The organism is Salinimicrobium sediminis (genome assembly GCF_900215295.1).
In the GTDB taxonomy this organism is placed as follows: domain Bacteria; phylum Bacteroidota; class Bacteroidia; order Flavobacteriales; family Flavobacteriaceae; genus Salinimicrobium; species Salinimicrobium sediminis.
In genome coordinates, this window is sequence record NZ_OCMF01000001.1 from 125,188 (window position 1) to 151,977 (window position 26,790).

The 26,790-nt window shown below is 42.6% G+C and carries 28 protein-coding genes; 9 read left to right on the forward strand and 19 right to left on the reverse strand.

What is annotated here, in order from left to right; translation table 11 throughout:
- Positions 1-21: 21 nt before the first annotated feature.
- Positions 22-960 (reverse strand): NAD-dependent epimerase/dehydratase family protein, encoded by a 939-nt coding sequence (locus CRO16_RS00615; protein WP_097054424.1) that lies wholly within the window; start codon positions 958-960, stop codon positions 22-24.
- Positions 961-1,098: 138 nt separating this feature from the next.
- Here CRO16_RS00615 and CRO16_RS00620 point away from each other — a divergent pair, with 138 nt between their 5' ends.
- From CRO16_RS00620 to CRO16_RS00630, 3 genes are read left to right on the forward strand one after another with little or no spacing between them, the layout of a single operon-like run.
- The gene (locus CRO16_RS00620; RefSeq protein ID WP_097054425.1) at positions 1,099-1,815 is read left to right on the forward strand and encodes a glycosyltransferase; all 717 of its coding nucleotides are present in this window, start codon (positions 1,099-1,101) and stop codon (positions 1,813-1,815) included.
- Entirely contained in the window at positions 1,808-2,431 is a 624-nt protein-coding gene (locus CRO16_RS00625) for a lipid-A-disaccharide synthase N-terminal domain-containing protein (protein ID WP_097054426.1), read from the forward strand. The genes CRO16_RS00620 and CRO16_RS00625 overlap by 8 nt, the downstream gene beginning before the upstream one ends.
- Positions 2,424-4,043: an ArnT family glycosyltransferase gene (locus CRO16_RS00630; protein WP_179670465.1), complete on the forward strand. Its 1,620-nt coding sequence runs from the start codon at positions 2,424-2,426 to the stop codon at positions 4,041-4,043. The genes CRO16_RS00625 and CRO16_RS00630 overlap by 8 nt, the downstream gene beginning before the upstream one ends.
- Here the strand turns inward: CRO16_RS00630 and CRO16_RS00635 are convergent.
- The 4 genes from CRO16_RS00635 to CRO16_RS00650 all read right to left on the reverse strand — a co-directional run bounded on the left by CRO16_RS00635 (position 4,009) and on the right by CRO16_RS00650 (position 7,897).
- Positions 4,009-4,599: a phosphatase PAP2 family protein gene (locus CRO16_RS00635; protein WP_097054427.1), complete on the reverse strand. Its 591-nt coding sequence runs from the start codon at positions 4,597-4,599 to the stop codon at positions 4,009-4,011. The genes CRO16_RS00630 and CRO16_RS00635 overlap by 35 nt on opposite strands.
- A gap of 5 nt (positions 4,600-4,604) precedes the next feature.
- Positions 4,605-4,832, reverse strand: a complete 228-nt coding sequence (locus CRO16_RS00640; RefSeq protein WP_097054428.1) for a hypothetical protein — start codon at positions 4,830-4,832, stop codon at positions 4,605-4,607.
- 18 nt (positions 4,833-4,850) lie between these two features.
- Positions 4,851-6,209 carry an MATE family efflux transporter gene (locus CRO16_RS00645; RefSeq protein WP_097055721.1) on the reverse strand — a complete coding sequence of 453 codons (1,359 nt, stop codon included), beginning with the start codon at positions 6,207-6,209 and terminating at the stop codon, positions 4,851-4,853.
- A gap of 269 nt (positions 6,210-6,478) precedes the next feature.
- Complete coding sequence (locus tag CRO16_RS00650) at positions 6,479-7,897, reverse strand: M20/M25/M40 family metallo-hydrolase (protein WP_097054429.1); 1,419 nt, start codon at positions 7,895-7,897, stop codon at positions 6,479-6,481.
- Positions 7,898-8,062: 165 nt separating this feature from the next.
- On the opposite strand from CRO16_RS00650, the gene CRO16_RS00655 reads away from it, so the two are divergent.
- Entirely contained in the window at positions 8,063-8,650 is a 588-nt protein-coding gene (locus CRO16_RS00655) for a hypothetical protein (RefSeq protein WP_097055722.1), read from the forward strand.
- A gap of 143 nt (positions 8,651-8,793) precedes the next feature.
- Here the strand turns inward: CRO16_RS00655 and CRO16_RS00660 are convergent, their stop codons facing one another.
- The 6 genes from CRO16_RS00660 to CRO16_RS00685 form a co-directional block, all read right to left on the reverse strand.
- Entirely contained in the window at positions 8,794-9,957 is a 1,164-nt protein-coding gene (locus tag CRO16_RS00660) for a sigma-54-dependent transcriptional regulator (protein ID WP_097054430.1), read from the reverse strand.
- A gap of 4 nt (positions 9,958-9,961) precedes the next feature.
- Positions 9,962-10,858, reverse strand: coding sequence for a DUF6268 family outer membrane beta-barrel protein (locus tag CRO16_RS00665; RefSeq protein ID WP_097054431.1), 897 nt, complete (start codon positions 10,856-10,858; stop codon positions 9,962-9,964).
- A 60-nt stretch (positions 10,859-10,918) separates the two neighbouring features.
- Entirely contained in the window at positions 10,919-12,211 is a 1,293-nt protein-coding gene (locus tag CRO16_RS00670; protein WP_097054432.1) for an ABC transporter permease, read from the reverse strand.
- Positions 12,204-13,133 (reverse strand): ABC transporter ATP-binding protein, encoded by a 930-nt coding sequence (locus tag CRO16_RS00675; protein ID WP_097055723.1) that lies wholly within the window; start codon positions 13,131-13,133, stop codon positions 12,204-12,206. The genes CRO16_RS00670 and CRO16_RS00675 overlap by 8 nt, the downstream gene beginning before the upstream one ends.
- A gap of 219 nt (positions 13,134-13,352) precedes the next feature.
- The gene (gene dnaJ / locus CRO16_RS00680; protein WP_097054433.1) at positions 13,353-14,477 is read right to left on the reverse strand and encodes a molecular chaperone DnaJ; all 1,125 of its coding nucleotides are present in this window, start codon (positions 14,475-14,477) and stop codon (positions 13,353-13,355) included.
- A gap of 31 nt (positions 14,478-14,508) precedes the next feature.
- Positions 14,509-15,105, reverse strand: coding sequence for a nucleotide exchange factor GrpE (locus CRO16_RS00685; RefSeq protein WP_097054434.1), 597 nt, complete (start codon positions 15,103-15,105; stop codon positions 14,509-14,511).
- Between the two features lie 149 nt (positions 15,106-15,254).
- On the opposite strand from CRO16_RS00685, the gene CRO16_RS00690 reads away from it, so the two are divergent.
- Complete coding sequence (locus CRO16_RS00690) at positions 15,255-15,935, forward strand: YceI family protein (RefSeq protein ID WP_097054435.1); 681 nt, start codon at positions 15,255-15,257, stop codon at positions 15,933-15,935.
- Between the two features lie 51 nt (positions 15,936-15,986).
- Here CRO16_RS00690 and CRO16_RS00695 read toward each other — a convergent pair whose 3' ends face one another.
- From CRO16_RS00695 to CRO16_RS00705, 3 genes are all read right to left on the reverse strand, one after another.
- On the reverse strand, positions 15,987-16,892 hold the full coding sequence (locus tag CRO16_RS00695; protein WP_097054436.1) for a TIGR01777 family oxidoreductase: 906 nt from the start codon (positions 16,890-16,892) through the stop codon (positions 15,987-15,989).
- 65 nt (positions 16,893-16,957) lie between these two features.
- Positions 16,958-17,641 carry a tRNA (5-methylaminomethyl-2-thiouridine)(34)-methyltransferase MnmD gene (gene mnmD / locus CRO16_RS00700; protein ID WP_097054437.1) on the reverse strand — a complete coding sequence of 228 codons (684 nt, stop codon included), beginning with the start codon at positions 17,639-17,641 and terminating at the stop codon, positions 16,958-16,960.
- Between the two features lies 1 nt (position 17,642).
- Entirely contained in the window at positions 17,643-18,134 is a 492-nt protein-coding gene (locus CRO16_RS00705) for a DUF4920 domain-containing protein (protein WP_097054438.1), read from the reverse strand.
- Between the two features lie 106 nt (positions 18,135-18,240).
- Between CRO16_RS00705 and CRO16_RS00710 the strand changes: the two genes are divergently transcribed.
- The gene (locus CRO16_RS00710) at positions 18,241-19,314 is read left to right on the forward strand and encodes a branched-chain amino acid aminotransferase (protein WP_097054439.1); all 1,074 of its coding nucleotides are present in this window, start codon (positions 18,241-18,243) and stop codon (positions 19,312-19,314) included.
- Here the strand turns inward: CRO16_RS00710 and CRO16_RS00715 are convergent.
- Together CRO16_RS00715 and CRO16_RS00720 are read right to left on the reverse strand one after the other, a co-directional pair.
- Positions 19,311-20,321 carry a Gmad2 immunoglobulin-like domain-containing protein gene (locus tag CRO16_RS00715; protein ID WP_097054440.1) on the reverse strand — a complete coding sequence of 337 codons (1,011 nt, stop codon included), beginning with the start codon at positions 20,319-20,321 and terminating at the stop codon, positions 19,311-19,313. The genes CRO16_RS00710 and CRO16_RS00715 overlap by 4 nt on opposite strands.
- 163 nt (positions 20,322-20,484) lie before the next feature.
- Entirely contained in the window at positions 20,485-20,874 is a 390-nt protein-coding gene (locus CRO16_RS00720; protein ID WP_097054441.1) for a pyrophosphohydrolase domain-containing protein, read from the reverse strand.
- Between the two features lie 32 nt (positions 20,875-20,906).
- Between CRO16_RS00720 and CRO16_RS00725 the strand changes: the two genes are divergently transcribed.
- The gene (locus CRO16_RS00725; RefSeq protein ID WP_097054442.1) at positions 20,907-21,095 is read left to right on the forward strand and encodes a hypothetical protein; all 189 of its coding nucleotides are present in this window, start codon (positions 20,907-20,909) and stop codon (positions 21,093-21,095) included.
- A 64-nt stretch (positions 21,096-21,159) separates the two neighbouring features.
- Here CRO16_RS00725 and CRO16_RS00730 read toward each other — a convergent pair whose 3' ends face one another.
- Positions 21,160-23,199, reverse strand: coding sequence for a dipeptidyl-peptidase 3 family protein (locus CRO16_RS00730; RefSeq protein WP_097054443.1), 2,040 nt, complete (start codon positions 23,197-23,199; stop codon positions 21,160-21,162).
- Between the two features lie 151 nt (positions 23,200-23,350).
- Between CRO16_RS00730 and CRO16_RS00735 the strand changes: the two genes are divergently transcribed.
- On the forward strand, positions 23,351-24,379 hold the full coding sequence (locus CRO16_RS00735; RefSeq protein WP_097054444.1) for an SRPBCC family protein: 1,029 nt from the start codon (positions 23,351-23,353) through the stop codon (positions 24,377-24,379).
- The gene (gene crcB / locus CRO16_RS00740) at positions 24,379-24,747 is read left to right on the forward strand and encodes a fluoride efflux transporter CrcB (RefSeq protein ID WP_097054445.1); all 369 of its coding nucleotides are present in this window, start codon (positions 24,379-24,381) and stop codon (positions 24,745-24,747) included. Before CRO16_RS00735 ends, crcB begins: the two co-directional genes overlap by 1 nt.
- On the opposite strand, the gene CRO16_RS00745 is transcribed toward crcB, so the two are convergent.
- Positions 24,744-25,346: a DUF1684 domain-containing protein gene (locus CRO16_RS00745; RefSeq protein ID WP_097055724.1), complete on the reverse strand. Its 603-nt coding sequence runs from the start codon at positions 25,344-25,346 to the stop codon at positions 24,744-24,746. The two genes, crcB and CRO16_RS00745, sit on opposite strands and share 4 nt — an antisense overlap.
- A gap of 13 nt (positions 25,347-25,359) precedes the next feature.
- Entirely contained in the window at positions 25,360-26,760 is a 1,401-nt protein-coding gene (locus CRO16_RS00750) for a hypothetical protein (RefSeq protein ID WP_097054446.1), read from the reverse strand.
- Positions 26,761-26,790: the final 30 nt, after the last annotated feature.

A 26,790-nucleotide genomic window follows, 5' to 3' on the forward strand; every position in this document is an offset into this window, starting at 1 on the left:
CTTTATAAATAGAAATGCGCGTTACTGATTTTCTTTATACCATTCCACCTGCAGCCGTAGACCTTCTTTGAGGCTGGTTTTTGGGTTATAATCCAGTAACTTCTGTGCTTTTTGAATATTTGCCAGGGTGCGGGATTGATCTCCCTGACGTCGGGGTTTAACTTCTAATTGGATCTTTTTTCCCAGGAGCTCCTCCACAATGTCGATGCCCTCCTGGGTCTTATGTTCCTCATCGGCACCCAGGTTGATGATCTCTCCGTCAAGAATTCCATGCTTTTGAACTGCTTTTACTATTCCGTCAACAATATCTCCCACATAGGTAAAACTTCTAAGGTGCTTCTCACTTCCTTCAAAAATGGGAAAAACCTCATCTTTTACCCCGCAGGCGATAAGTTTGGTGTACAGCTTTTCGGGTCTTTCCCGCGGCCCGTAGACGGAAAACAATCTTAACGAAGAAGCTTTCATTTCATTAGACCTGCTCTTAGCAAGGACGAGTTGCTCCCCTGCCAGTTTTGAAACTCCGTACCAGGAAGCCGGTTTTGGGGCAACAGTTTCAGGAAATGTCGCCTCCAACCCATAGACAGATGAAGTGGAGATATAGAAAAAGTGTCTGAGATCCTGATTCTCTTCAGCAAAATTCAGCAGCAGTTGGGTTGCGATCACATTATTACTAAAGTAATCTTCAAAATAATTTTCAGAAGAAATACCGGGTTGTCCGGCGAAATGTAGAATAAATTGAAAATCTCTCCCCAGGTTTTCATAAGCTGAAGCATCACGCAGATCTATTCTTACAACTTCGATTCCTTTTTTACGAAGGGCGTCGGCATTCTTCTGCTTTAAGGAAACATCATAATAATCTGAAAAATTATCGGCCCCGGCTACCTCATAACCCTCCTGTTGCAAACGTTCCGCAGCATGAGAACCTATGAATCCGGCCGCGCCCGTCACCAGTATTTTCATCTTAAAAAGATTTTTTCCGAAGAAATTCCGGTAAATTGTTCTTACAAAGTAACAAGTATTTTTTTTTAAAAAGGCTTTTTAATCCACTGCCTTTCAGGAAAAGGAATATGTTTACCTTTGTTTTGCATATCTACTTCAATGGAATACGAATTTACCATCGTGGTCCCTCTCTTTAATGAAGAACCCAACCTGTTAAGAGTGGAACAGGAACTGGAGAACTACCTAAAAACTGCACCGGTGAAGACCTGCATCCTTTTCGTGGAGGACGGCTCTACAGATGGAAGCCTGCAACTGGTCCAGGAAATTTCCCGGAGAAATAACGATTTTAAATACATCTCCTTTGACCGCAACTATGGGCTAAGTAGTGCTATTAAAGCCGGGTTTGATCATGCCGAAACTTCCCTGATAGGTTATATAGATTCCGATCTGCAAACAGATCCCGCAGATTTTGACCTGTTGCTGGAGCATATAGGAGAATTTGATTTGGTAACTGGAGTACGCACCAACAGAAAAGATTCCTTCATAAAAAACCTTTCTTCGGTAGTCGCCAATGTTATAAGGCGCAGTTTTACCCATGATGGGATGGATGATACAGGTTGCCCGCTCAAGGTTGTAAAAGCAGACTATGCCAAAAGAATTCCCATGTTTAAAGGATTACACCGGTTCCTTCCTGCTATGATCCTGCTGCAAAACGGAAAGATCAAACAGGTCCCGGTGAGGCATTACCCCCGAATTGCAGGTAAAGCAAAGTTTCACCTGTTAAACCGGCTCGTAGGGCCTTTAGTGGATTGTTTTGCATATTTATGGATGCGAAAGAATTACATCAATTATAAGTTAGCCGAAAAACATGAGTAACTGGCAGATCTATACCATTGGATTTACGGCGCAGTTACTCTTCTCGGCCAGACTTCTTCTACAATGGATAGCCTCTGAAAAACAAAAAAAAGTTCTCACCCCTTCCAATTTCTGGAAGGTGTCCCTGTTCGCATCTTTTTTGCTCTTTGTCTATGGCTACTTACGCCATGACTTTTCGATCATGCTGGGGCAGGCGCTAACTTATTTCATCTACATTAGAAATATGCAATTGCAGGGAGAATGGAGAAAAATGTCCCGACTGCTCCAGCTGTTCCTGTTCCTTTTTCCGGTCATGTTGTTCATTTATTCCTATAACAACGACACCTATGACGTCCAAAACCTGTTTTTTAACGAAAAGATCCCATTGTGGTTATTAATCCTGGGATCTGCCGCACAGGTAGTGTTCACCTTAAGGTTTGTTTACCAATGGATCTATTCTGAAAGAATAAAAAGATCTGTTCTACCCCTGGGATTCTGGCTCCTGAGTTTTGCAGGAGCTGTTTTGATCCTGATCTATGCCGTGCTCAGGAAAGATCCGGTTCTTTTTCTGGGGCATATGGTGGGGAGCGTGATCTATGTTAGAAATATGATCCTTATAAGAAGAAGCGATGACTGAAGACAGAAAATACCTGTTCTACATCCTCCTTGTTTGGGCCTTGATCTTCCTGGCACACCTCGACCTTATCTACGTGAATATTATGGAAGCCCGGAATTTTATCACCGCCCGGGAAATGCTGGTGGACAACAACTGGCTCCTCACCACGATGAATGCCGAGGCGAGATATGAAAAACCCCCACTGCCTACCTGGCTTACGGCCATAAGCGCCGGGATCTTCGGAATACAAAGCCTTTTTGCACTACGACTTCCGGCTGCGCTGGTGACCCTCCTTCTTTTATACATCTTCTACAGGTTCATTCCGAAGTTGGAATTAAGCCTGAAGCAATCATTTTTGGCAACTCTTATCCTGGGCAGTTCATTCTACATTATTTTCATGGGTCGCAACGGGCAATGGGATATTTTCACCCATTCCTTCATGATGGTTGCAATCTATTTCCTCTGGAATTTTTTCAGCAGCAAAAAGAATCTGCTCAAAAATGCCATTTTTGCCGCCCTTTTCTTCGGCGCCTCTTTTATGAGCAAAGGTCCCGTTTCCCTGTACGCTTTGCTCCTGCCTTTTCTTATCGCTTACGGCTTTACCTATGGCTATAGAGGCTTCAGAAATAAGTGGAAAGAATTCCTGATCTTCCTGGTGCTTGCAGGATTCCTGAGTAGCTGGTGGTTTGTTTATGTAAGGCTTGCAGACCCAGTTTCATTCCTGGAGATCACTTCCCGGGAAGCCACCAGATGGACCAATTATAATGTAAGGCCTTTTTATTACTACTGGAGCTTCTTTACCCAAAGCGGGATCTGGACAATTCCAGCGTTTGTCGCGCTGTTATATCCCTATCTCAAAACCAGGGTAGTCAACCGAAAAGCCTATGATTTTGCCTTTTTCTGGACCCTGGCAGCAGTTATTTTACTCTCTTTAATTCCCGAAAAAAAGTCCCGCTATCTCCTGCCGGTACTTATTCCGCTGGCATTGAACACCAGCTTTTATATAGAATACCTTTTTAGAAGCTTTAAGGAACTTTCAAAAAAAGAAAAATGGCCTGTCGTTTTTAACCACGGTCTCATTGCCACAATAGGTATTGCTTTTCCAGTTGCAGCCTGGTGGATTCTTGACTTTCAGGGGCATCAAAATTGGTATCTTTTAACCTCCATTGTTCTTGCAGGCATTGGAATTGCCATTTTTTATTTTCTGAAAAAGCTTAAATACCCGCCTGTCTTCTACCTCACTGTTGCTTTTATCTGCGGAATTATGGTCTTTGGATTTCCGCTTTCAAATGCCCTGCTGAGCAATCCGAAATTCAGGAATTTTGGGGAGCTTCGGGAATTTGCTGAAGCTGAAAACTTTCAGGTGTACGAATATAATGCTGAAACTCCCGAGATCATCTGGGAGTACGGGAAACCCATTCCGAAGTTACATATAGAAGATCCTGTATTGGCTTCAGAAGAAAGATTTGGCATTATTCTTCAGGAAAAAGATTCCGCTTTCATAGACACTCTAAAAGGGGATTTTGAGGTACTGTCTTCAGCAAGATATGACCTCAACTATGTCAATCCGGAAGCAGATGGCTATAAGGACCGACTCATCAGGCTGTTTTACCTGCTTCAGAAGAAGGATTAAAATACTTTTTCAGTAAAAACAGGAAAAGCCGGTAGAACAGGAAGCCTATTAGAATTCCGAAGATCCAGCCTGTAAGGATGTCTCCGGGATAATGTACCCCAATGTAAATTCGGCTGTAGGAGACCAACAGGCCCCAAACTATAAGCACGGAAAAAATATTTTTCCAGTAATTCCGTAGGATCATCCCAAGAAACAACACCAATGCTGCCGAACTGGCGGCGTGGGCAGAAAAATAGCCATACCGCCCACAGCGGACGGCCACAAAACGGGCATATTCCATCACCCCTTCCTGCCTGCAGGGACGGGGACGTTCGAAAAAATGTTTAAAAAGATTAGACAGCTGGTCTGTACTGGTGATCACTGCCGCGATAAGTACGAGGCAAAGCAAAGTCTTTTTCCAGCCTAAGGCCCTGTAAAGAAAAAAAACCAGCAGTGCATAAAAAGGAATGGAAGCGAACTTGTTGGTAATAAAATTCCAAAAATCATCCCAGGCAGGGTTGCCAAGGTTGTTGAGAAACAAAAATAATTCCCGGTCCAGTTCTACCAGCTGCTCCATTTTCTCTAGTCTTCGTATCGCGAGATCTCCCGGTCATAGAAGTCGGTGGCCTGTTGGATGAGGCTTTCGGCTTCGGCTTCCAGTTCTTTTTCATCTGCAGGTTCAAAATCTTCCAGCCATTCTACCTCATCATTTCCGAGATTGAGAATGAAACGCGGGAATTCTGTGTGGACAATAAATATTGCATCGGGATAATCTGTGTTATCGCCAAGGAGGAATTTGGGAAAATCCATAGTGAATTATGATAAATTTTATGCTGAAGCTTCCGAAGAAAGCAACAGCTTTTTACTTAAATAATTGAATCGAATATACAACATTACCGCCGAAGCTGTTAAGCCGGCGAGCAATCCATACCAGATGCCCATGCTGCCCAGCACGTCTTCCTTTCCGAGGAAAAAAGATACGGGAAAGCCAATGATCCAGTAAGCTATAAAACAAATTACCGTTGGAATCTTTACATCCTGAAGCCCTCTCAAAGCTCCCAGGATCACTACCTGCATCCCGTCGCTTAGCTGGAAAAGAGCAGCCACAATAAGCAGTTGAGCGGCCAGCAGGATCACTTCAATATTGTCAATGTAAATGGTGGGCAACCAATCTTTAAAAACAATAAATCCAACTGCAAATACCGCTTCAATGAGGAACACCAGTAAAAATGTTGAAAAAGCGATCCGCCGCAGTTCCTTAAAATTGAATTTCCCTTTTTGGTTTCCTACCCGTATGGTTGCCGTCACTCCCAGACCAACGGCTACCATGAAGGTCATAGAGGCCAGGTTAAGCGCGATTTGGTTTGCAGCCTGCGGATTTGTCCCCAAAGTTCCTGCAAGAAAGACCGTAGCGGTAAAAATAGCAACTTCAAACAGCATCTGTAACGCCGTAGGGAAGCCGAGGGCAAATAACCTTTTAAAAATTGGCAATTTGAGAAACTCTTTTTTTGACCAGATAAAATATTGTTTAAACTTTTTCTTTCGCCTAAGGATCTCCCAGATAAACCAGAGCATAAAAAATCTGGAGATGAGAGTTCCCAACGCTGCACCCTGCAACTCCAGCCGTGGAAAGATCCAGATCCCGTAGATCAACAGGTAATTGAAAAGCACGTTTACCACGTTTGCTATTAAGGTGGCGTACATGGCATAGCGGGTTTGGGAAAGCCCGTCGGCAAACTGCTTGTACGCCTGGAACAACATCAGGGGAATCATCGAAAAAGCAACGATCTCCAGGTATGGAATGGCAAGGTCTACTACCTCGGGAGGTTGATCGAGATGGTATAAGATCGGTTTTGCCAGCAAAAGCACGATAAAAAGAAAGATCCCGTTGATACCGCACATGATGATCCCATGGTGAAAATAGCTTTTTCCGGTTTCTATATCTCCCGCGCCGTCAGCTTCCGCGATTAAGGGAGTAATGGCAAAAGAAAATCCTATACCCAAAGAAAGCGCAATGAACACCAGACTGTTTCCCAGGGAAACTGCAGCCAGAGGCGCGGCTCCCAACTGACCTACCATGATGTTGTCCACCAGTGCCACCATGACATGCCCCAACTGTCCCAGCATCACCGGATAGGCAATGTTGAGATTTTTACCAAATTCTCGTGTATAGGCAGAAATTTGCACCTGTGGAAATTTAAGGCGCAAAGATAGGAAGTTAATCCGTTCCGGATCGTGAATTAAGGGTTCAGATTTTTTGAGGACATGTTTCCGAGAAATCTGCTTCATCGGCGGGAAACCAACGGGTTGCAGAATCAATATTCCGTACCTAAAGGCCCGGGTGATGAGGAAGGATACTTTTTATCTACCCGGATTTAGTCCCTAAGGGTACAAAATTGAAAACCCCGGATTAAAATCCGGGGCTATAAATATTCATTCGGCCGGAGCCAATTTTTTCAATTACTTAAGGTAGGTTCCTCAGTTTGAATGTTATCAAATCCATACTTATCTACCAGGTAGATCAGCGAAGCCATGGTTGCGGCTCCCAGCTCCAGTTCTCTTTTATTCACGGCTTCAAAGGTATCTGTAGCAGCGTGATGATAATCAAAGTAACGCTGAGAATCGGGACGCAATCCTGCTAATACTATATCACCATTCTTTAACGGACTGATATCGGCACCACTACCGCCTTTTTCAAAGTAATGGATAAGATAGGGCTTGAAAAGAGGTTCCCAGCTTTGGATCTTTTCGAATTGTGATTGCCGGGCATCAATGGAAAACCCTCTCGGGGTAAATCCGCCGGCATCGCTTTCCAGGGCAAAAATGTGACTTTCATTGTTCTTTTTGGCTTCTTCGGCATATTTATTTCCGCCTCTAAGGCCATTTTCTTCGTTCATAAAAAGCACTACCCGAAGTGTTCTTTTTGGCTTTATTCCTGCTTCTTTCATTAGCCTTAGCACTTCCATGGATTGTACCACTCCGGCACCGTCATCATGAGCGCCATCCCCTACATCCCAGGAATCAAGATGACCACCAACAACAATATACTCATCTGGGCGCTCGCTCCCTTTGATCTCTCCTATCACATTATAGGATTCCACATCTTCATAATTGCGGCTGCTTGTTTTGAAGTAAAAGTCCAAATCTTTATTTAGCTTAAGCATGCTGCTCAAATATTCTGCATCTTTTGTACTTATTGCTGCTGCCGGGATTCTTTTTTCATTCGGCAAATCCCCATAGCTCATGGACCCGGTATGCGGATGCTCATCGATTTTGTGAGAAAGGGATCTTACAATAACTCCGGAAGCTCCAAATTTTGCCGCTTCGGCTGCACCAGAATAACGCTGGTCCACACAGGCACCATAGGCAGAAAAGGTATGAATTAGATCGGCAGGCATTGGCCGGTTGAAGAAAACTATCTTCCCCTGAATTTGCTCTTTTCCATAGCGGGCTATATCTTCTATTCCCTGTACTTCGATCACATTTGCACGTAAACCGGTTTCAGGAGTTGCTACAGATCCTCCCAAAGCTAAAATATTCACTGTATTTGTAGGTCCTCCCTGGGTCTGCACATAAGCATATTCCGCATTACCACGAGTCCATTTTGGCACCATCACCGGTTGCAACCAAACCCGGTCCAGGCCTAGCGCCTCCAATTCGGCTTTGGTATAATCCACTGCCTGCTGTGCACTCACAGATCCCGACAAGCGGCCGCCAATCTTGTTGGAAAGATGATCCAGCCATGCATAACTTTGCCCCTGGAGCAAAGCCAGGTCGTATATCTTTCGTAGCGCCAGAGAATCTTCCTGAAAATTATTTTGAGCCTGAATAGAAAGGCTAAGCATTATGAGTAGAAGGGCAGCTATTTTTTTCATGTTGGGTATGTTTAAAAAACAAATGTAAAAAACCATTTTTAAGCACCTTCAAAAATGGCAAATTTCACATGTTTTTTTCTCCGGTATCTTGGAGTGACATTTTTTAATCCACCGGAGGGGCTTAACTGCAGTCAATTTTTTATCTTTCGGCAAAATTTAAGCCCTTTGGATAAGCAGCAAATCATCAGGAACGTAGCCATTTTACTTCAGGAGATCCCTACCTCCATGGAAATTGTAAAAGACGATTCTAAAAGTAATCAGCGTTTTCATTACCTCGCAAAATATATGGTGGAAAAGGCTATTGAAAAGGATGCTTTGATCACTTCTGAAGATGGAAAAGGTATTGCTATTCTTTTTCGCACCAACAGCAAAGACAAGAACTTCTGGAAAGATCTCATCACCGATCTCAAATTGGCCTGGAACGTTACCGGAATAAAGAAAGGCCTCAAGGCCATGAAGGTGCAGGAGTATGTAAAGGCACAGCGACCAAAGGAGGGGGATTATCTATACTGCTGGTTTTGGGGAATTCTGACTGACGCCCGCGGAAGTGATGATGCCAAAACTGCGTATGATATGAAAAACCAGTTTTTTGTCATTGCCAAAGACCTGCAGCTTCCAATTTATGCCGAAACCCGTAACCGACGGATCAGCTTAGCGTACCAGCGCTACGGTTTTGAAATGTTCAATGAATGGAATCACCCAAGCGGAGATAAAATGTACTTTTTAAGGTACTCTCCACCGGCTAAAGATTAGTGTTCAGGAATCAGTGGTCAGTGATCAGGAGTTGGAAGGTGGCAGTAAAGATTAAAATCAGAAACTTTCTTTTCTCCATCGGTTTATGTGGGTAGACAATTTCCTTTACTCACTACTCAATACTCACTACTAACTACTCAATACTATTTACTCGCGAATAATCTTACATCTTCTTCGCTCACTTCCTGTCCGCCAAGAATAATAAGTCGCTCCACCACGTTTCTAAGTTCCCGGATATTTCCGGTCCAGTTGTATTCCTTCAGCAGTTCGAGCGCATCATCGGTAAAGGATTTCTTATTGATTCCCTGTTCTTCAGAAATTTTTTCAGCAAAGAAATTTACAAGTAGCGGAATATCGTCCTTTCGTTCGTTAAGTCCGGGGACCTTGATAAGGATCACTGCCAGCCTGTGATAGAGATCTTCTCTGAACTTCTTGTCTTCGATCTCCTTTTTAAGATCTTTATTGGTCGCAGCAATTACCCGCACGTCAACCTTAATATCTTTATCACTTCCAACCCTGGAGATCTTACTTTCCTGAAGGGCACGCAGCACCTTTGCCTGGGCAGAAAGACTCATATCCCCCACCTCATCCAGGAAAATAGTCCCTCCGTTTGCGGCTTCAAATTTTCCCGCACGGTCTTTAGCAGCAGAAGTGAAGGCACCTTTTACATGACCAAAGAGTTCACTCTCGATTAATTCTGAAGGAATCGCCGCACAATTCACCTCGATCATTGGGCCTGCAGAGCGATCACTCTTTTGATGCAGCCAGTGAGCTACCAGTTCTTTCCCGGTACCATTTGGTCCTGTGATAAGAACCCTCGCATCTGTAGGTGCGACTTTTTCAATAATATCTTTGATGCGGGAAATGGCTTCAGATTCTCCAACCATTTCAAGGTTTTTCCCAACCTTCTTCTTAAGTCGGGAATTTTCCACTACCAGCTCCTTACGATCTAAGGCGTTTCTCACAGTATTCAGTAGGCGGTTAAGATCTGGCGGTTTGGAGATATAATCGAAAGCTCCCAGTCTCATGGTATTAACTGCAGTGTCAAGATCGCCATGACCCGAGATCATCACCATGGGAATTTCGGGCTTCAGCTTTTTTACTGCTTCCAGCACTTCCACCCCGTCCATCTTTGGCATCTTTATATCGCACAAAATAAGATCGTATTCCTGCTCTTTAATTTTTTCTATTCCTTCAAGTCCGTCGGTAGCTTCATCTACTTCATAAGCCTTATTTTCTTCGGTAAGGATCTTGATCAATACCCTTCTAATGGCTGCTTCGTCCTCTATCAATAAAATTTTCGGCATGCTGTTATATTTTAAATTTTAGACCGCTACGGCCATAAAAGGTATTGGTGTCATTAATTATATAGACGTCATCCCTGTTATCATCCCTTAGCCGAATATCGTTCATCAAGGTATGGCCGGCATAGAGGTAATATACTAAATGTTTGGTGAAATTGTATTCATAACCCAGGCCGGCTAAAACGATAGTCATTGAAATATTTTCGGCTACCTGGCCGGTTGTGCTGAGAGTTCTGTTTTCCTGAACATTGGCATAAAATCCGTCTAAAGTGGCAAATGCCTGAAGATGATGCTTTTCGTTAAAGGAGTATTTAAGGTTGGATTTAGGAACTCCGGCAGAATATGACCATTTTGGGGAGATCTCCCGGTAATAATTGATCACCGGTAGTGGAAAAGGATATCCCGAGGTGGTAGAATAATGCAATCCAAGAACAAGCCTCCATGGCTTTAAGGCTTCTCCCTCCCCGGTTTTGTCTTTGATCATAAAAGCTGAACCTGTATAAAGAAAATCATCTTTTATTGCTTTGCCTTCTTCAAAATTCGAAGCCAGCATCCCACCTACGGTAGCGGCAAACCTCCAGTCATTTCCCGTCTTAAAAGTATAACCCAGGCTAAGAGTAAAGGATTGATATCTATCAAGTTCCCCATTTTTGTCAAACGGGGTGGCATCTTTAAACTTGAAATTGATGTTCTCATATTCCACTCCCGGCACCAAATACCTGTCTTCTCCACCTATCTTAATAGGAAAATTGACAAAGGTTCTGAATCTGCGGAAGGAATTATCTGAATCCGACTGCGGAAAATATGTGTATTCTATTCTTGCCAGGTCTGTCGACTGTGCCTGCAGGTTTTCGGCCGATATGAACAGAAGGGCGAAAAACAGGAAATAGGGGATAGTTCTCATTTTTTCGGTTTTACTAAGTAAAGTAAAGAATACTCTCTGCCGAACCTTCTCAAAAATTTCTTAATATTTAAGCCATTTATATAATTCCTTATATCCGGGCTTCTTCCCGTACATTAGTATTCCTACTCTGTAGATCTTCGCTGCCACCCAAACTACTCCCGCAATGGTTAAGACTAAAAGACTAAAAGAAATGGCAAGTTCCCACCAGGGCACTCCAAAAGGTATTCTCATAAGCATTACAATGGGAGAGGTAAGCGGGATCATCGAAAAGACTGTTGAAACCACTCCATGCGGATTTTCTATGACAGCAAAAAATCCCACGTAGATTCCCAGCATAAGCGGCAGGATCACAGGAAGCATAAATTGTTGGGTATCTGTCTCGTTATCTACAGCCGCCCCTATGGCAGCATAAATAGCACTATAAAGAAAATAGCCGCCAATAAAATAGACCAGGAAGCTCACCAGCAATAGTAACATAGGTAGCCTGGCAATATCCATGACCAGTTGCTGCAGCTCGTTATCACTCATCTGCTCGATGGCCTGCTGTTGTGGCCCCTGCATGGCAGACATGTCCACACCTGCGATCATAGAAACCAGAGTAAGCATTACGCCACCCAGGATCACCCAGATCACAAACTGGGTAATTCCGGCGAGGGAAGTTCCCAGGATCTTCCCCAGCATCAGGTGAATGGGTTTTACCGAGGAAATGATGATTTCAATAATACGGTTTGTCTTTTCCTCGATTACACTGCGCATTACCATATTGCCATAGATAATAATGAACATCATCAAAAGATAACCGGCCGCACCACCAAAAAACATTTTTACATAGGTCGACATTTTCGAGGTGCGTTCTCCTGAAAAATTCTGGATCCCGATTTCCACTTTTGCCTGTGAGGCCTCTATAAGATCTACATCAATACCGCGGTCCAGCAGTTGTCTATTGGTAAGTTTATCGGCTATGGTGCGTTCTATTCGATCGAGAAAACCGAATGCAGGAGCTTCCTTTGCAAAAAACTGGATTTCAGGAATAGTATTTTCTGCAAATTCTGAAATATGGAGCAGCCCGTAATATTCTTTTTCTTTTACTATTCCTTTCGCTGCCTCTGTTTCTACGGAAGACAGATCGATAAATTTTACCTCATCGGAATCTTTAAACTCATTGACAAACTGCCCGCTCTCATCATTGATCGCCACTACCCTTTGCACATCTGAATTTAGATTCACGAGGTAAGCGATAAGCACAATCATCCCCACGAAAATAAGGGGACTTAAAAAGGTCATTACCACAAAGGATTTATTCCTCACCCGTGCGAGGTATTCTCTTTTAATAATAAGCTTGAGGTTACGCATTGGTAGTGACAGTTTTTATAAAGATATCATTTACTGAAGGGATCACCTCCACAAAATGGTTGACCTGCGCCTTGCCTGTAAGGTAGATCAAAAGGTCATTGGGAGAATCATTTGGATCTATCTGGATCTGCAACTTTAGATCATCATTGATACTTTTGAATTCGGTATCAGAGATCCTGAACTTCGTCTCCAGTTCCTTCCGAAGGGCTTCGGCATCAGAACTTACAAGTCCTACCTCAAAGGTATTGGATTTATACCTGCGCTTAATATCGTTCACCTGCCCGTCAAGCAATTTATTGCCACGGTGAATGAGCGCCATATAATCACACATTTCCTCGACACTTTCCATACGGTGGGTTGAAAACAAAATTGTTGCCCCTTCTTTTCTTAATTGTAGTATCTCCTCCTTTATCAGGTTAGCATTGACAGGGTCAAAGCCACTGAAGGGCTCGTCAAATATGAGTAGTTTTGGACGGTGAAGTACAGTAACTACAAATTGGACTTTTTGAGCCATCCCTTTGGACAACTCCTGAATTTTTTTACCCCACCAATCCTGGATCTGTAACCTTTCAAACCAATATTGCAGTCGCTCTTTGGCTTCGGCTTTGGAAAGACCTTTCAGCTGTGCCAGGTAAAGTGCCTGCTCCCCTACTTTCATAGACTTGTATAAACCCCGTTCCTCGGGAAGATAACCTATGTGTTGAATATCATCGGGACGCAGCGGGTGACCATCCAGCAGCATCCTGCCGCTATCGGGCATTGTTATTTGGTTGATGATCCTTATAAAAGTGGTTTTTCCAGCGCCATTTGGTCCAAGGAGACCAAAGATACTGCCTTCCGGAATTTCCAAAGAGATATTATTAAGTGCTGTAAAGGTGCCAAATTGTTTAGAAATATTTTCGGCCACCAGGAGGTTATTCATAAATAAGGTTTGTATAAAGATAGAAATTAGGAAAAAGCCTTCCGGAAATTGGGAAGATTTTAAGATTCCCATTTGACAGGAAGACTGTGCCTCTTTAAAAGCAAAACCCACCCTTAATTGCTTAAGGATGGGAAAAAAATTGCTATGAAAAAGAAAAATTTATCACTAACCTGAATTAGTGATGCTCAAATATATGCAAAAATTTTTAACAATTACAAATTATGTAAACATATCTTTAACTTTTTCAAAAAACGATTTATCCGATTTTTCGGGCTTTGGCTGGAAGTGTTCATCTGTAGCCATACGCTCAAAAAATTCTCTTTGTTCCCTGCTTAAGGTTTTTGGGGTCCAAACATTTACGTGCACCAAAAGATCTCCTCTTCCGTAGCCGTTAATATTTGGAACTCCTTTGCCGCGAAGACGAAGGATCTTTCCGGATTGCACTCCTTCATCGACCTTAATCCGGACTTTTCCGGAAACTGTTTCAATTTCTTTTGAAGATCCCAAGACAGCTTCAGAAAGACTTATATAAAGGTCATAATGAAGATTGTCTCCTTCTCTCTGAAGGAATGGGTGCTCTTTTTCTTCTATGGCAACCAGGAGATCTCCCGGCACTCCATTTCCCGGGGCATCATTACCCTTACCTGACACCTTTAGTTGCATTCCTTCAACAACCCCGGCAGGGATCTTAATAGACACAGTCTCTTCACTCATCACCAGGCCTTGTGCATCGGCATCGGCAGGTCTCTTATCGATCATCTGCCCGCTACCGCCACAGGTGGTACATGGAGATGCAGTTTGCATCCTTCCTAAAATTGTATTGGTGATGCGGGTTATCTGTCCAGTTCCATTACAGGTAGAACAGGTTTTATAGGTTGTACCCGCAGCCTGGACTTTACGTTTTACTTTTATCTTTTTCTCTACCCCGTTGGCGATCTCTTCAAGAGTTAGTGCCACGCGAATTCTCAGGTTACTACCCTTCATTCTGCGCTGGCCACCGCCACCAAAGCCGCCAAAGCCGGAGAATCCACCACCACCGCCAAAGGCACCGCCAAAAATGTCTCCAAACTGGCTAAAGATGTCATCCATGTTCATACCTCCACCGCCGCCAAAGCCGCCGTTCTCGAATGCCTGGTGACCAAAGCGGTCATAACGTGCCCGCTTATCTTCGTTGCTTAGAACTTCATAAGCTTCGGCAGCTTTTTTAAACATTTCTTCTGCCTTGGCGTCTCCCGGATTTTTATCCGGATGAAATTCAATAGCTTTTTTCCGGTATGCCTTTTTAATCTCGGCCGTACTCGCGTTCTTACTTATTCCTAGTATTTCGTAATAATCCTGTTTCATTGCTTTTGTCTTGTGGTATGAAAGGGTTTAACTATTTCCCTGTAACAACTTTAGGGTAGCGAATTATTCTATCGCCCAGTTTATAACCCGTTTCTACTACGTCAACAATCTTGCCTTTTAATTTATCTTTTGGGGCAGGAATTTGCGTAATAGCTTCATGTACCTCTGCGTCAAAGGTATCTCCCTCTTTCACCTCAATCTCCTCCAGCCCTTTTGATCTAAGAGTGCTTCGGAATTTATTGCTAATAAGTTCCACTCCTTTAAGCAGCTCTTTATCCTTGGCTTTTTTAAGTTCTCCTAAAGCCCGATCAAAATCATCCAGAACCGGAAGCATTGACACTATGACGTCCTGACTGGCAGTCTTGAACATTTCTACACGCTCCTTGCTGGTGCGACGTTTGTAATTCTCAAATTCGGCAAATAGCCGCAGGAACTTATCTTTTTCCTTTTCCAGATCTGCCTTAAGCTGTTCCTTTTCATCGGGCTGCTCATTTCCGGAAGAGGATTTATCGCCCGCAGCGTCTTTTGAGTCTGCTTCTTCTATGGCCTCATCAAGTATTTCCTCTACCTGATCTTTTATACTTTCTTCGTTAGATATATTTTCCTGATTCTGCTCTTTTTCGCTCATTTGATCCAAATTTTAATTCTGTGAGACAACTGGCAAAAGTACTGCCAAGAAACCTTAAATGCCAATTTGTCACCAGAAACTTTTAATAAACATTTGGGAAAATAGAAATGTTAAAACCATAATTTTGCGCATTAATAAAATAAATACCCATGAAAAAAAGAGTTTTAAACTTTGTAGTTGTAGCAGGAGTCACTTTAGGTAGTGTTGCCTGTAAGGATGATAAATCAAATAAAGTAGAACCAGGCGAAGCGCAGGAAGCTGCTGTAGCCACAGAAGAGGCGGTTACCTATGAAATTGATACTACCGCTTCAACCATCGAATGGAGAGGTACCAAACCTACAGGAGAGCACAAAGGAACTATTGCTATCCAGGATGGAACTCTTAGCGCTACCCAGGAAGAAATTACCAGTGGAAGCGTGACCATCGATATGAATTCCATTGAGGTTACCGATGAAGGAATGGACGATAAAGACCGTACTTCTTTGGAAAACCACCTTAAAGGAACAGTTGAAGGAAAAGAAACAGATTTTTTTAATGTAAAGGAATATCCTACTGCGTCTTTTGAGATCACCGGAGTGACTGAAGAAAACGGACAAAAAATGCTTCAGGGTAATCTTACTCTTAAGGATTCTACCAAGAACATTCAGTTTCCTGTAAGTACGGATATCGACGAGGAGGAGATCACTCTTGAAAGTGAAACTTTTACTATCGACAGAACAAATTGGGGTGTGAACTACGGATCTAAATCTGTATTTGACAACCTTGGTGACAATTTCATCAGTGACGAAATGGAACTAACAATTAAGGTTACTGCAAAAAGAGCGCAGTAATATCCCGACTGTCTTATGATCTTTAAAAAACCGGCTAAAAGCCGGTTTTTTTTATTTGTAGATATCCCTTATTGCCTGCCTTAGATTAATAAACTGAAAATTAAATCCCTCCTCTTCTACTTTTTTACTGCTCACCAGTTGACTCCCTAAAACCACCGTAGACATTTCGCCCATCACAAGTTTTAGAGCGAATCCCGGCACTTTTGGCAACCAAATTTTTTTATCCAATACCGCGGCCACTTCCCGGGTGAGATCTTCATTGGTCACGGGATTCGGTGCCACCCCATTGAATACTCCTTTTGCACCATTAGAGATAAGGAATAAGAATAAACGGGCAAGATCTGTCACATGAATCCACGATTGCCACTGTTTACCGGAGCCCAGGGCAGTTCCCACATTATATTTCACGGGACGGGCAATTTGTGGTAAAGCGCCACCATCACGAGCCAGGACTATTCCAATACGCACAATGGCCACCCGCACGCCTAAATTTGAAAATTTTTGTGCCGCAACCTCCCATTTTTCTGAGACCTCTCCCAGGAAATTATCTGCCACTTCCTTCTCCTCCTCATAATGCATTTTTTGGGTAGAGCTGGGATATATACCAATTGCACTGGCCGATGCTAATTGCCCTACCTCATGATCATTTTCCTCTAATGTTTTATAGAGCAGGTTAAGAGAATCGATACGGCTGTTTAATATTTTCTTTTTATTGGATGCCGTCCATGGCTGAAATACGCTTGCCCCGGCCAAATTGATGATCGCCCCTACTCCTTCCAGGCACTTGGTATCAATTTCCCCTTTTGAGGGATTCCAATAAAATCCTTTATAGTTGTCGCTTTTTTCGATCTTGGATCTACTGGTAGTGAGATAGTTGATATTGATCCCCTTTTCGTGAAGCAGCCGTGTGATTTCAGAACCTACCAGCCCAGTGGCTCCGGTGATAAGAATGCGCATTTTATTTTATAATTTACAGGATTCTCAACTTTAATGCTGCCCGTTTATTAAAGCTTTAACAGGATTTACACCTGTTTGAGCTTAGTTGCCCGTAACATTTCCCTCTTTCCGGGAGGACCGGGTAATCTTTCCACCTCAAAACCTGCCGCCTGCATTGCCCTTCTCACACTTCCTTTTGCCGAATAAGTGACAAGCACTCCCCCTGGTTTCAAGGCGCTGTACATATTTTCGAAAACTTCTTCACTCCACAGATCCGGTTGAACCCGCGGACCAAAAGCATCAAAATAAATAAGATCATATGTTGATGTTGCAGCAATTTCACTGAAGAATTTCTTCTCTTTCTTAAGGTCGAAAAATGGAGAAATTACACTGCTTTTTTCCCAGTCGGCTTTGTGTATCTTTTTAAAAACTTCCGAAGCATTATCTTCAGTAATAGCAGCGGCATAATCCAAAGCCTGCAACTCTTCATTAGAAACGGGATAAGCTTCAATTCCCGTATAGGCAATCTTCACAGGGATCCTTTCAGCTTCAAAAAAAGTAAGCAATGCATTCAATCCTGTCCCGAAGCCTATTTCCAAAATTGAAATATCCTCTGGGTGATTTTTTTCCTGATAATAGAAAAGGCCGGTTCTTATAAAAACATGCAACGCCTCCTGCACAGCACCGTGCTTGGAATGATAGTGTTCATTCCACTCTGGCAGATAAATGGTGGCCGAGCCATCGGCAGTTTTGATGATTTCCCTTTTCAAATCAATTTTTGATCTTCACCCCGTTTGCCAGAAAGGAGAGAGTAATTTCAGGTTCATTAATGGCGCTCACTTCAGCTGCCGACTTCCCTGCGTCTTCGGCATAATGTCTGCGATCTTCAACAGACATTTCGGTTACATAAGCTTTGCCTTCCATGATTACCTCTTTGTTTTCAATATATTTAGGAACAAAGAAGGCATAATCTTTAAATTTTACCATTACCTCCCGGCCGTCCTCCAACGCCACTTTCATCCAGCAACCTTTATTCTTACAAACCGAAGTCACATCTGCCTTAAAAGTCACGTTTAAAGTATCTCCGGTTTTAAGACCCTGATATCTTTCCTGCATCTGCTGAGCAGAAAGAATATTAGCCACCTCAACGTCCTCACCCACAGAAAAGTAAGCGTCCTGTTTACCGGTATTTTTTTCCTGAGAAAAACCGGCAAAACTTATCATTAATAAAGACAATAGCAGTAAATAATTAAGATTCCTCATTATGTTCCTGTTAAAGGTTTAGAAAATTGAAATTAAGATTAAATTAGTTAAATCACACCTTTAGAACCTGTATTTATTTCGGTAAATTTGCAGCAAATATTCGAACATGAAAAATGTACCTCTCGCAATCGATGTAGTTGAAGCAAAAGCTTCAAGAATCGATTCGGTGGATTTTGAAAATCTGATCTTCGGTAATGTCTTTGCAGACCATATGATGGAATGTGACTTTAAAGATGGTCAATGGCAAAATCCGGTTATTAAACCTTATGGTCCTATTCAGCTGGATCCTTCAGCAAAAGTTTTCCATTACGGGCAGGCTATTTTTGAAGGAATGAAGGCTTTTAAAGATGACGAGGACCAGGTGTGGTTATTTCGTCCCGAAGCAAATATTGAAAGGTTCAATATTTCTTCTAAAAGACTGGCGATCCCTGAGTTTCCTAAAGAAGTATTCCTGGAAGGTTTAAAGACCCTGCTTAACCTTGATAGAGATTGGATCAAAAAAGGTTTTGGTAATTCTCTGTACATAAGGCCTTTTGTTATTGCAACAGAGCCCGGGGTTTCAGCTTCTCCTTCCAAAACATATAAATTCATGATCATTTGTTCCCCCGCAAAGGCTTACTACAGTGGAGAGGTACGGGTGTTCTTTGCAGATAAATATAGTCGTGCTGCCGATGGTGGCGTGGGTTACGCCAAAGCTGCCGGAAATTACGGTGCTCAATTCTATCCTACCAATCTTGCCAAGGAGCAGGGTTACCAACAGATCGTCTGGACAGATGCCAGTACCCATGAATACCTCGAAGAAGCAGGTACCATGAATATCTTTTTTAGGGTAGGTGAAAAATTGTTGACAGCTCCAACCAGCGACAGGATCCTGGACGGGGTTACCCGAAGAAGTGTAATTGCCCTGGCCGAAGAATACAATATCCCGGTAGAAGTAAGACGCGTTAAAGTTGCCGAAATCGTGGAAGCAGCGAAAAAGGGAGAGCTAAAAGAGATTTTTGGCGCCGGTACTGCTGCTACCATAAACCCTGTAAAAGGATTTGGCAATAAAGGTGAAAAATTCGAATTACAGGATCAGGAGGATTCCTATGCGACCTTCTTCAAGAAAAAACTAATGGAGATCCAATATAATAAAGCCGAAGATAAATTTGGCTGGAGAATGTTGGTCGAAAAAGATTAATTGAAAACAACCGGAATACGCATTACTCTGTCATGTTCCGGTTTTCCTGAAGCATTGGCGCGGTTAAAGATCAAATAGCCGCGCTTTTCTTTTGTTTTAAATTCAAGTTCGGCTTCAAACGGCACCCAATCCTCGGTCATCCAGTCATCTGTGGCAGAAATGTATTTTTCCGCAAGTACTTTACCGCTTTCGCTTACGAGTCTCACGGGAGCTGAAGCTTCAAAGAACCAATATCCCCTTGCTTTACCGGAGATTTTTAAAGGGGAAGAAACAGTACTATTTTCCTGCGGCTGTTCCACCTTTATCAATTCTTCGATCTCCCTTCGTTCCCGGTTGGGATCTGTAAAATACAGACTCTCTAAAATGTCATTTAAGGCACTCCTTTTTTCTTCGGAAACTTCTCCGTAAAATTTCATCGCATCTCCCTCCATAGGATTACACTCCTTCATATCGACTTCCTCTCCCGTATTGCTGCTGAAGCATTCTGCCCTAAAATTATTTACCTCATAAAACACATAGATGCTTCCGTATTCATTCCAGCCCGGAGGTGGCGTTTGAAACCTCACACTTATTGCCCATGGTTCCCCATTCTCCAACAAATACGCATAAGAAGATTCCGGATCTGCCTGAAATGACAATGGCAAATCTCCCTTCCACTCTTTAAATGACCTTCTGGGACCACCGGGAGCATCCACTCCAAATCCTTTTGGCAGAACAGCTATATAGGCATCTTCGGCATCATTGTGAATGGCAAAAGGTGGCTCTTCTTCAATTTCGGGATCAAAAAAGTTGATTACCGGCGACTCTCCCGGCAGCTCTCCTTCAAAGATCTCAAATCCCTCCGGGATCTCTGCTGAAAAATGCCATTTTTGAGAGGTATAGTTTTTAGTTGATGCTGTCATTTTGGGTTCGGGTGCTTCTGAGGTTGTCTCCTCCTGCTCCTTCTCGGCAGCATTGCGGCAGGAAAAGAAAATCAATGCTATCAGGGTGAAATATATTGGTCTCATCTTTACAAGATAATAAAAAAGTGAGGCAGGAACCAAGCGTCAGGATTCAAGACCTAAATTGTATTTGAGTTCCGGGTCTGAGCATTAGGTTTCGGGTTGGGAATCCATGGGCTGAAGGCTAATAGAAAATATAAATAAATAATAATCCTGTTCGTTTCTTTTTTTACCCTTGAATAAAGATCTTTTCCAATTCGGGTTTAGAAAAATTTGGGCCCTTAAGGACTTTTCCGTCTTCACGGTAAACCGGCTTCCCGTCTTCTCCAAGTTTGCTCATGTTGCTGCGTTGTATCTCCTCAAAAACCTGGGTGATTTTGTCCTGCATCCCGTGTTCTATGATAGTGCCGCAAAGGATGTAAAGCATATCTCCCAGAGCATCGGCAATTTCTACAAGGTTACCTTCTTTTGCCGCTTCCAGATATTCCTCGTTTTCTTCCTTCATTAGTTCATATCGCAATTGCACTTTTTCCGAAGAAAGATCTCCCGTGGGTTTCGGGGCAATACCAAGACCAAAAGCCCGATGAAACTCCTGTACTGCCTGTAAGCTTTTTCTCATTTTAAACCTGTAAATTTGCCTAAAATTAAAAAATGTTTAGCACCGGACAGTTAATATTCGCCGGATTGTTTTTTGTGGTTTTTGTAGCGGTTATCTTTTTTAGTTACCGTAAAGACCTGAAACTTCACCGCAAGTACTATAAAGGCACTTTTTACATCCTGCTTGGATTTATAGCTTTTATCCTCCTTTTATTCCTGATGAAGCTTTACTTAAAAGGCTAACCCAGGAGCAAAAAAAACCGCCATTCTGAAAAGAATGGCGGTTTCTTGTTAACTGTCTTCAATACTAGTTCTCCAGAGGAAGAACATCATAATTTTCAGAATAGTCAAGCATTTGTTCTTCAAAAGAAACAGGCTGCTCTACACGAATGGAAATGATCTCTCCACTTTCATCTGTTTCCGGTACCAGCACAGGATTTACGAATCCGCTGTAAGGAGCAGATTTAAATTGAACATTTCTCTCCAGCACTTCTTTATGAATATTCTGATCTACTTTTACTCCGTAATTCTCTACCAGATTCTTTGCTGCTTCATAATCTCCTTCAGACTTGATCCTCTGGGTTTCCTTAAGCAACTCTCCAAAAAGGTCACGCAGGGCAGCATAATCTGTAATATTAAAATAGGTCTTCCCATCTCTGGTCACTTTTTCAATAATATTTCTTTCACGACCTTTTTCAAAAACCCATGCACTTACCCACTGACGGTTTCTCATGTGAGCTTCTTCAATATTTGCTCCCGGCTCCAATCTTATTAGCTGAGTCATCAATCCATTTCTGATGTAACCATCATAGGCTGCTTTTCCCAGTTTTTCATAATCATCTACCAGCCCAAGTTCTTCAAGTTTTGGATCCATAAGATAATACAGTCCCACTAGGTCGGCACGTCCTTCTTCCATGGTAGAAGCATAGCTTTTAAGTGTTTCCTTTGTTTCGCCTACTCCGGGATTGATCTGCCCCGAAGCGTGCCCTACTACTTCATGCAGGGCAGTATGCAGTTTATCTGCCAGTTCACCATATTCCTTTTCAAGAGCAACTTCCTCTTCGTCATGAGCGAACTCTTGCAATCTTCCGGTACTACCGGCATTGTTGTAAGCTTCAATAATGTTTCCAAGAGATACAGATTTACTTCCGTATTCTTTTCTTATCCAGTTTGAATTAGGCAAATTCACACCTATTGGAGTAGCAGGTGATGCATCTCCGGATTCCCCGGCAACGATCACAGTCTTATATGTAACCCCAACCACTGAATCTTTTTTATGCTCTTCCATTAAAGGTGCATTATCTTCGAACCACTGTACATTATCCTCAAGAACGCTCATTTTCTCGCTCATATCAAAATCCTTGATCTGCACGATGTTTTCGTAAGAACCGGTATAGCCAAGAGGATCATTATACACTTCAATAAAACTGTTGATGTAATCGATATTCCCTTTGGTAGCCTGTACCCATGCAATATTATATTCATCCCAGGTTTTTAGATCTCCACTCTTGTAATAGTCGATCAAAAGACCAAGTGCCTTCGCCTGTTCCTCATTTTCAGCTACACCCTTAGCTTTTTCCAGCCAAAAGGTAATCTTGTCTATAGCAGGACCATACATGCCTCCGCTTTTGTAAACTTTCTCTACGATCTGTCCGTTCTCTTTTACAAGTTTGGAATTCAATCCATATGCAAGAGGTCTGTTGGGGTCCGGAGATTTTTTTGTAGCATAGAATTCTTCCACATCTTTTGCTGTGATCCCTTCCCCATAGAAGTTTACTGCAGAACCTTCCACTAATCCTTTAGATTCATCAAGATTAACTTTCTTAGAATCCTTGTCATTGAAAATCACTTCATAAGCCTCCCCGGTAAGTTCTGTCCCGGTCTCATCCAATAAGGTGTCAAAATATGCCTTGCTGAAACCTGGCTTTAGCTTGTCCATAGAATAATGATGGTGGATCCCGTTAGAGAACCATACCCGCTTAAGATAGGTCTCAAAATTCTTCCAATCTTCGGAAGATTTATCGCCCTGGTAAGTGGTGTAGATATTTTCCAGAGCTTCCCTTATCTTCAGGTTGTGACGATAATTTTGGTCCCAAATGATATCCCTTCCGCTAAGTCCGGCCTGCACAAGGTAATACACAAGTTTTTGCTCTTTTAGGCTTAGATCTTCCCAGCCAGGGATCTGGTAGCGTAATACCTTGATATCGGCAAATTCATCTACCTGGTAATCAAAATCTGAAGTTTGTGTAACTTCTCCTGTCTCAGTGGGGTTTACTACCGCAGTGTCTGCACAGGAAAATAAAATTGTTGATGCCATTAACAGCATCAGGTAACTTTTAATTTTCATTTTCAAGAATTAAGGGTTTATATAAATATTGAATCACTTTCACCTCAAAAACGGTTCGTTTTTTAGCAGCTTTTCAATAATTAACAAATGTAAGAATTAGCATCAAGCAAATTATTATCTTAGCGGTAATAATTAACCAAACCTCCCGGATATGAAGATCATTAAGTACCTGCTTTTCCTGTTCCTTATCATTTTTATTGCAGGTTCCATTTATGTGGCAACAAAAGACGGAAAATATGAAATCACATCCAGCAAAGTGATCAATGCTCCTGCCCCGTTGCTTTTTAGAGAAGTGGCAGATCTTGAGAACTGGAGGACCTGGAACGCATGGCAGGAGATTGAAGGCATGGAAATGAAGATAACCGGTGACGGAGCGAGGGAAGGAGGAGGAATTACCTGGCAGGCAGATGAAATTAGGGATGGTAGAATTCAAAATACCTCGGTAATTCCCTACAGCAATATTGAGCAGGAACTCATCATGCAAACCATCATTGGAGAAACCGACGGTAAGGTGACCTGGAATTTCGAACCCGAGGGAGAACAAACCAAAGTTACATGGCGATTGCAAGGGGAGCAGAGTTTTAAAGAAAAACTTGCCTTTACGGTACAGGACGAAGATCTCGCGGAACTTTTTCAACCCATATTCCAACAAAGCCTGGAAAACCTTGAGCAGAATGTGATAAGAAAAATGGAAGCCTATTCCATAAATGTGCAGGGTGTGACCCAACATGGCGGAGGTTACTATATGTTTACTACCACAGCTTCAAAAATGAGTGAAGTGAACACCAAAGCTGCCGATATGGTCAAGCAGGTGAGGATCTTTATGGAACAGAACAATATCTCCATTAGCGGTAAGCCATTGATCATCTATAATCAACGTGATGACCGCAACGGCACCACCATTTTTTCAACAGGAGTTCCTACTCCCAGCCAGGTGATCACCCCCTCGGGAAGTGAGATCCTTAATGGATATCTGGAGCCACAAAAAGTGGTGAAAACAACCTTGAAGGGACATCACAAAAATGCTTCGGAAGCCTGGGAAAAAACCTACCGTTACATTGAAGAAAACAACCTGATGGTTAACCCCCAGGGGCAGCCATTCGAGATTTTTATTACGGATATTACCGAAGTAGACAACCCTGCTTTATGGGTTACCGAAATTTACATTCCGGTAGAGTAATGAAACAGGCACTACTGGTTTTTCTTGGCGGCGGGGCAGGAAGTGTGTTGAGATTTGTGATCTCAAAAAACCTTAATCCGGTCACCACCCTTCCTTTGGGGACTTTGCTGGTAAATATAATTGGGAGTTTATTGATAGGTCTATTTCTGGGCCTGGGACTTAAAGAGGAATATCTTTCTCCCAACACCACTCTACTCCTTGCAACGGGTTTCTGCGGAGGATTTACCACCTTTTCGGCATTTAGTTATGAGAATCAGGCGCTGTTGAAGTCAGGCGATTACCTCAACTTCGGAATTTATTCCGCAGGGAGTATTTTCCTGGGAATAGCCGCCGTTCTTGCAGGACTTTGGCTCTCCCGTAACATTTAATGTTTTTCATATGCCTTTACCCCGGCAGTTATGGCAATTTCAAGATGATTTTCCTGCGGAACAATAGGACAGGAATATTCCCCACTGTAGGCACAGTAAGGATTATAAGCCTTATTGAAATCCAGAACTACCTTACTGCTTTCCGGAATCTTCATATCCAGATACCTCCCACCCGAATAGGAAGTCTCTCCATTGGTTAGGTCTGTAAAAGGTAAAAACAGATAATCCTTATACTCTTCCTTCCGGGAAAGGTCTTGACTTTGATAGATATTTAATTTAAATTCTTTTCCATCAAGTTTAAAATACACCTCCCCAAACTTTACATAAACCGGTTTTCTGTTTGTGGTGGTAAACATTTCAAATGGAACTTCATTTGGAGTCCTGACAAATTCAGCCTCCACTGTAAATTGGGGTGCTGCAGGAAAAAAGTCAAGAGTTTTAAAACTTTTAAGTTCCTTTTCAGGTAGGGGGGATTTTTCAGGATCCTTGAATTCAGCATTAAGGTGTTTCTGAAAAGCAGCAACTGCTGTATCCCTGACCTCCTGGGCGGCCGCACCAATACTAAAACAAACCAAAAGGAAAAGGGTCAAAAATTGCATTTTTGACGGGGCTTTAATTATGGTCCTCATGGAATTTTGCCTTTCCGAGATAATTTTCGATGATATTGTTATAATCCGGCGTGAGCCTTAACCCCAAAGTTCCTTCAATGTCATACAGTGCATCCATATCCTTGTAGCCATGCTTCAACATCTCTTCCAGGTAGAAATAGGCGGTTTGATAATCGTTATCCTGAGCACTTAATGAAATAATATTGCGGTAGGCATCAAATGCCTGCGGATCAAAAATTGTTTGCAGCATATTAGCAAGCATTCTGCTTTCCAGGGGAGTGCGGTTTTCCTGGAACTCATTTCGTTTTAGCCGTATATATTCCTGGATAAAACCTTTGAGCCTTAATGCCATTTTTGCCTCCCCATTTTGCTTTTGTCCCAGGGAATCCAACTGTTTCTTCTGGAAATTCCACCAGCCCAGGTTTTCAAAATTTGCGGTACGTATATCTTCCTCCAGGTAATAGACAAAATCGTCTAACAGCCTGCTTTCTTTTTGGTTAATCGTTTGCTGTTCTCTTTTTTGAACAATATAATTTCGGGACCGGGAAAGCTGATTTTGTTTTGCCTTTATTTCAGTTGCATTTACAAATCCATCATATTTTTCTTCCATTACCTCCAGCAAGTTTTGAGCATTCAGCAATTGATTCTGACTCATAAGCTTATTCACCCATCCCAGGTCCTGCTCATACAGTTGCTGAATTAATTGACGGTCCACCGGCCTCTTTTCTTTTCGCATGGCATCCAGAGTAAGGGCACCGACGGCACTGTCGAGAATATCTGCGGCAGGCCAGTCTTCTCCTCCATCATACGTATAGAGTTGGGAGGGGAATTTTAATTCAGAAAGACCATCGGTGGTCATCCCCATCCCCATTGCAGAATATTGTTCATCTCCCACTATTCCAATGAAGTTGAAACTTTTCTTCTGGTCCAGCAGGTTGAAATTCACCCAATGATCGCCTACAGCAACAGCCCCATGTATATTATCGAAGATCAGCGGAATAGAACTGGCGGCTTTGGCTCCCGCCATTGAACCTAAAGTTGAAACCTGGCTGAGATCAACAGGAAGTTTTTTGGTCACCTGTTGCAGCAAACGTGCAGCAACCATAACATTTTCCTCCAGGGTATTCTCCCTTTTTATATCATTGGAGGAAACTACAATATAGCCTTGTCGTTCGGCAGTACCCTTTAAAAGTTGTGCTGCAGTTCTCCCGCGGCCCCGGGAGTCAAAAACAAACAAAGTGGGCCAGGTCCTGCCATTCTCATATGTGGTGGGAAGATAAAGCGAATAGGTTTCTGTAAGGGTATCGGCCACCTTCAGGTCATCTACTACCACCCCTTTGCGCACAGAAAATTCCTGAGCCGACATATGAAGGGTCAGGAATAAAAAAAAGATCAGTTTTTTCATGGAATTAAGGTAAGAAAAATTCCAAAATGG

Coding starts and splice junctions, on each gene's coding strand:
- CRO16_RS00615 (WP_097054424.1), bottom strand. CDS start 960: ATGAAAATACTGGTGACGGGCGCGGCCGGATTCATAGGTTCTCATGCT.
- CRO16_RS00620 (WP_097054425.1), top strand. CDS start 1,099: ATGGAATACGAATTTACCATCGTGGTCCCTCTCTTTAATGAAGAACCC.
- CRO16_RS00625 (WP_097054426.1), top strand. CDS start 1,808: ATGAGTAACTGGCAGATCTATACCATTGGATTTACGGCGCAGTTACTC.
- CRO16_RS00630 (WP_179670465.1), top strand. CDS start 2,424: ATGACTGAAGACAGAAAATACCTGTTCTACATCCTCCTTGTTTGGGCC.
- CRO16_RS00635 (WP_097054427.1), bottom strand. CDS start 4,599: ATGGAGCAGCTGGTAGAACTGGACCGGGAATTATTTTTGTTTCTCAAC.
- CRO16_RS00640 (WP_097054428.1), bottom strand. CDS start 4,832: ATGGATTTTCCCAAATTCCTCCTTGGCGATAACACAGATTATCCCGAT.
- CRO16_RS00650 (WP_097054429.1), bottom strand. CDS start 7,897: ATGAAAAAAATAGCTGCCCTTCTACTCATAATGCTTAGCCTTTCTATT.
- CRO16_RS00660 (WP_097054430.1), bottom strand. CDS start 9,957: ATGCCGAAAATTTTATTGATAGAGGACGAAGCAGCCATTAGAAGGGTA.
- CRO16_RS00665 (WP_097054431.1), bottom strand. CDS start 10,858: ATGAGAACTATCCCCTATTTCCTGTTTTTCGCCCTTCTGTTCATATCG.
- CRO16_RS00670 (WP_097054432.1), bottom strand. CDS start 12,211: ATGCGTAACCTCAAGCTTATTATTAAAAGAGAATACCTCGCACGGGTG.
- CRO16_RS00675 (WP_097055723.1), bottom strand. CDS start 13,133: ATGAATAACCTCCTGGTGGCCGAAAATATTTCTAAACAATTTGGCACC.
- dnaJ (WP_097054433.1), bottom strand. CDS start 14,477: ATGAAACAGGATTATTACGAAATACTAGGAATAAGTAAGAACGCGAGT.
- CRO16_RS00685 (WP_097054434.1), bottom strand. CDS start 15,105: ATGAGCGAAAAAGAGCAGAATCAGGAAAATATATCTAACGAAGAAAGT.
- CRO16_RS00690 (WP_097054435.1), top strand. CDS start 15,255: ATGAAAAAAAGAGTTTTAAACTTTGTAGTTGTAGCAGGAGTCACTTTA.
- CRO16_RS00695 (WP_097054436.1), bottom strand. CDS start 16,892: ATGCGCATTCTTATCACCGGAGCCACTGGGCTGGTAGGTTCTGAAATC.
- CRO16_RS00705 (WP_097054438.1), bottom strand. CDS start 18,134: ATGAGGAATCTTAATTATTTACTGCTATTGTCTTTATTAATGATAAGT.
- CRO16_RS00710 (WP_097054439.1), top strand. CDS start 18,241: ATGAAAAATGTACCTCTCGCAATCGATGTAGTTGAAGCAAAAGCTTCA.
- CRO16_RS00715 (WP_097054440.1), bottom strand. CDS start 20,321: ATGAGACCAATATATTTCACCCTGATAGCATTGATTTTCTTTTCCTGC.
- CRO16_RS00720 (WP_097054441.1), bottom strand. CDS start 20,874: ATGAGAAAAAGCTTACAGGCAGTACAGGAGTTTCATCGGGCTTTTGGT.
- CRO16_RS00725 (WP_097054442.1), top strand. CDS start 20,907: ATGTTTAGCACCGGACAGTTAATATTCGCCGGATTGTTTTTTGTGGTT.
- CRO16_RS00730 (WP_097054443.1), bottom strand. CDS start 23,199: ATGAAAATTAAAAGTTACCTGATGCTGTTAATGGCATCAACAATTTTA.
- CRO16_RS00735 (WP_097054444.1), top strand. CDS start 23,351: ATGAAGATCATTAAGTACCTGCTTTTCCTGTTCCTTATCATTTTTATT.
- crcB (WP_097054445.1), top strand. CDS start 24,379: ATGAAACAGGCACTACTGGTTTTTCTTGGCGGCGGGGCAGGAAGTGTG.
- CRO16_RS00745 (WP_097055724.1), bottom strand. CDS start 25,346: ATGCAATTTTTGACCCTTTTCCTTTTGGTTTGTTTTAGTATTGGTGCG.
- CRO16_RS00750 (WP_097054446.1), bottom strand. CDS start 26,760: ATGAAAAAACTGATCTTTTTTTTATTCCTGACCCTTCATATGTCGGCT.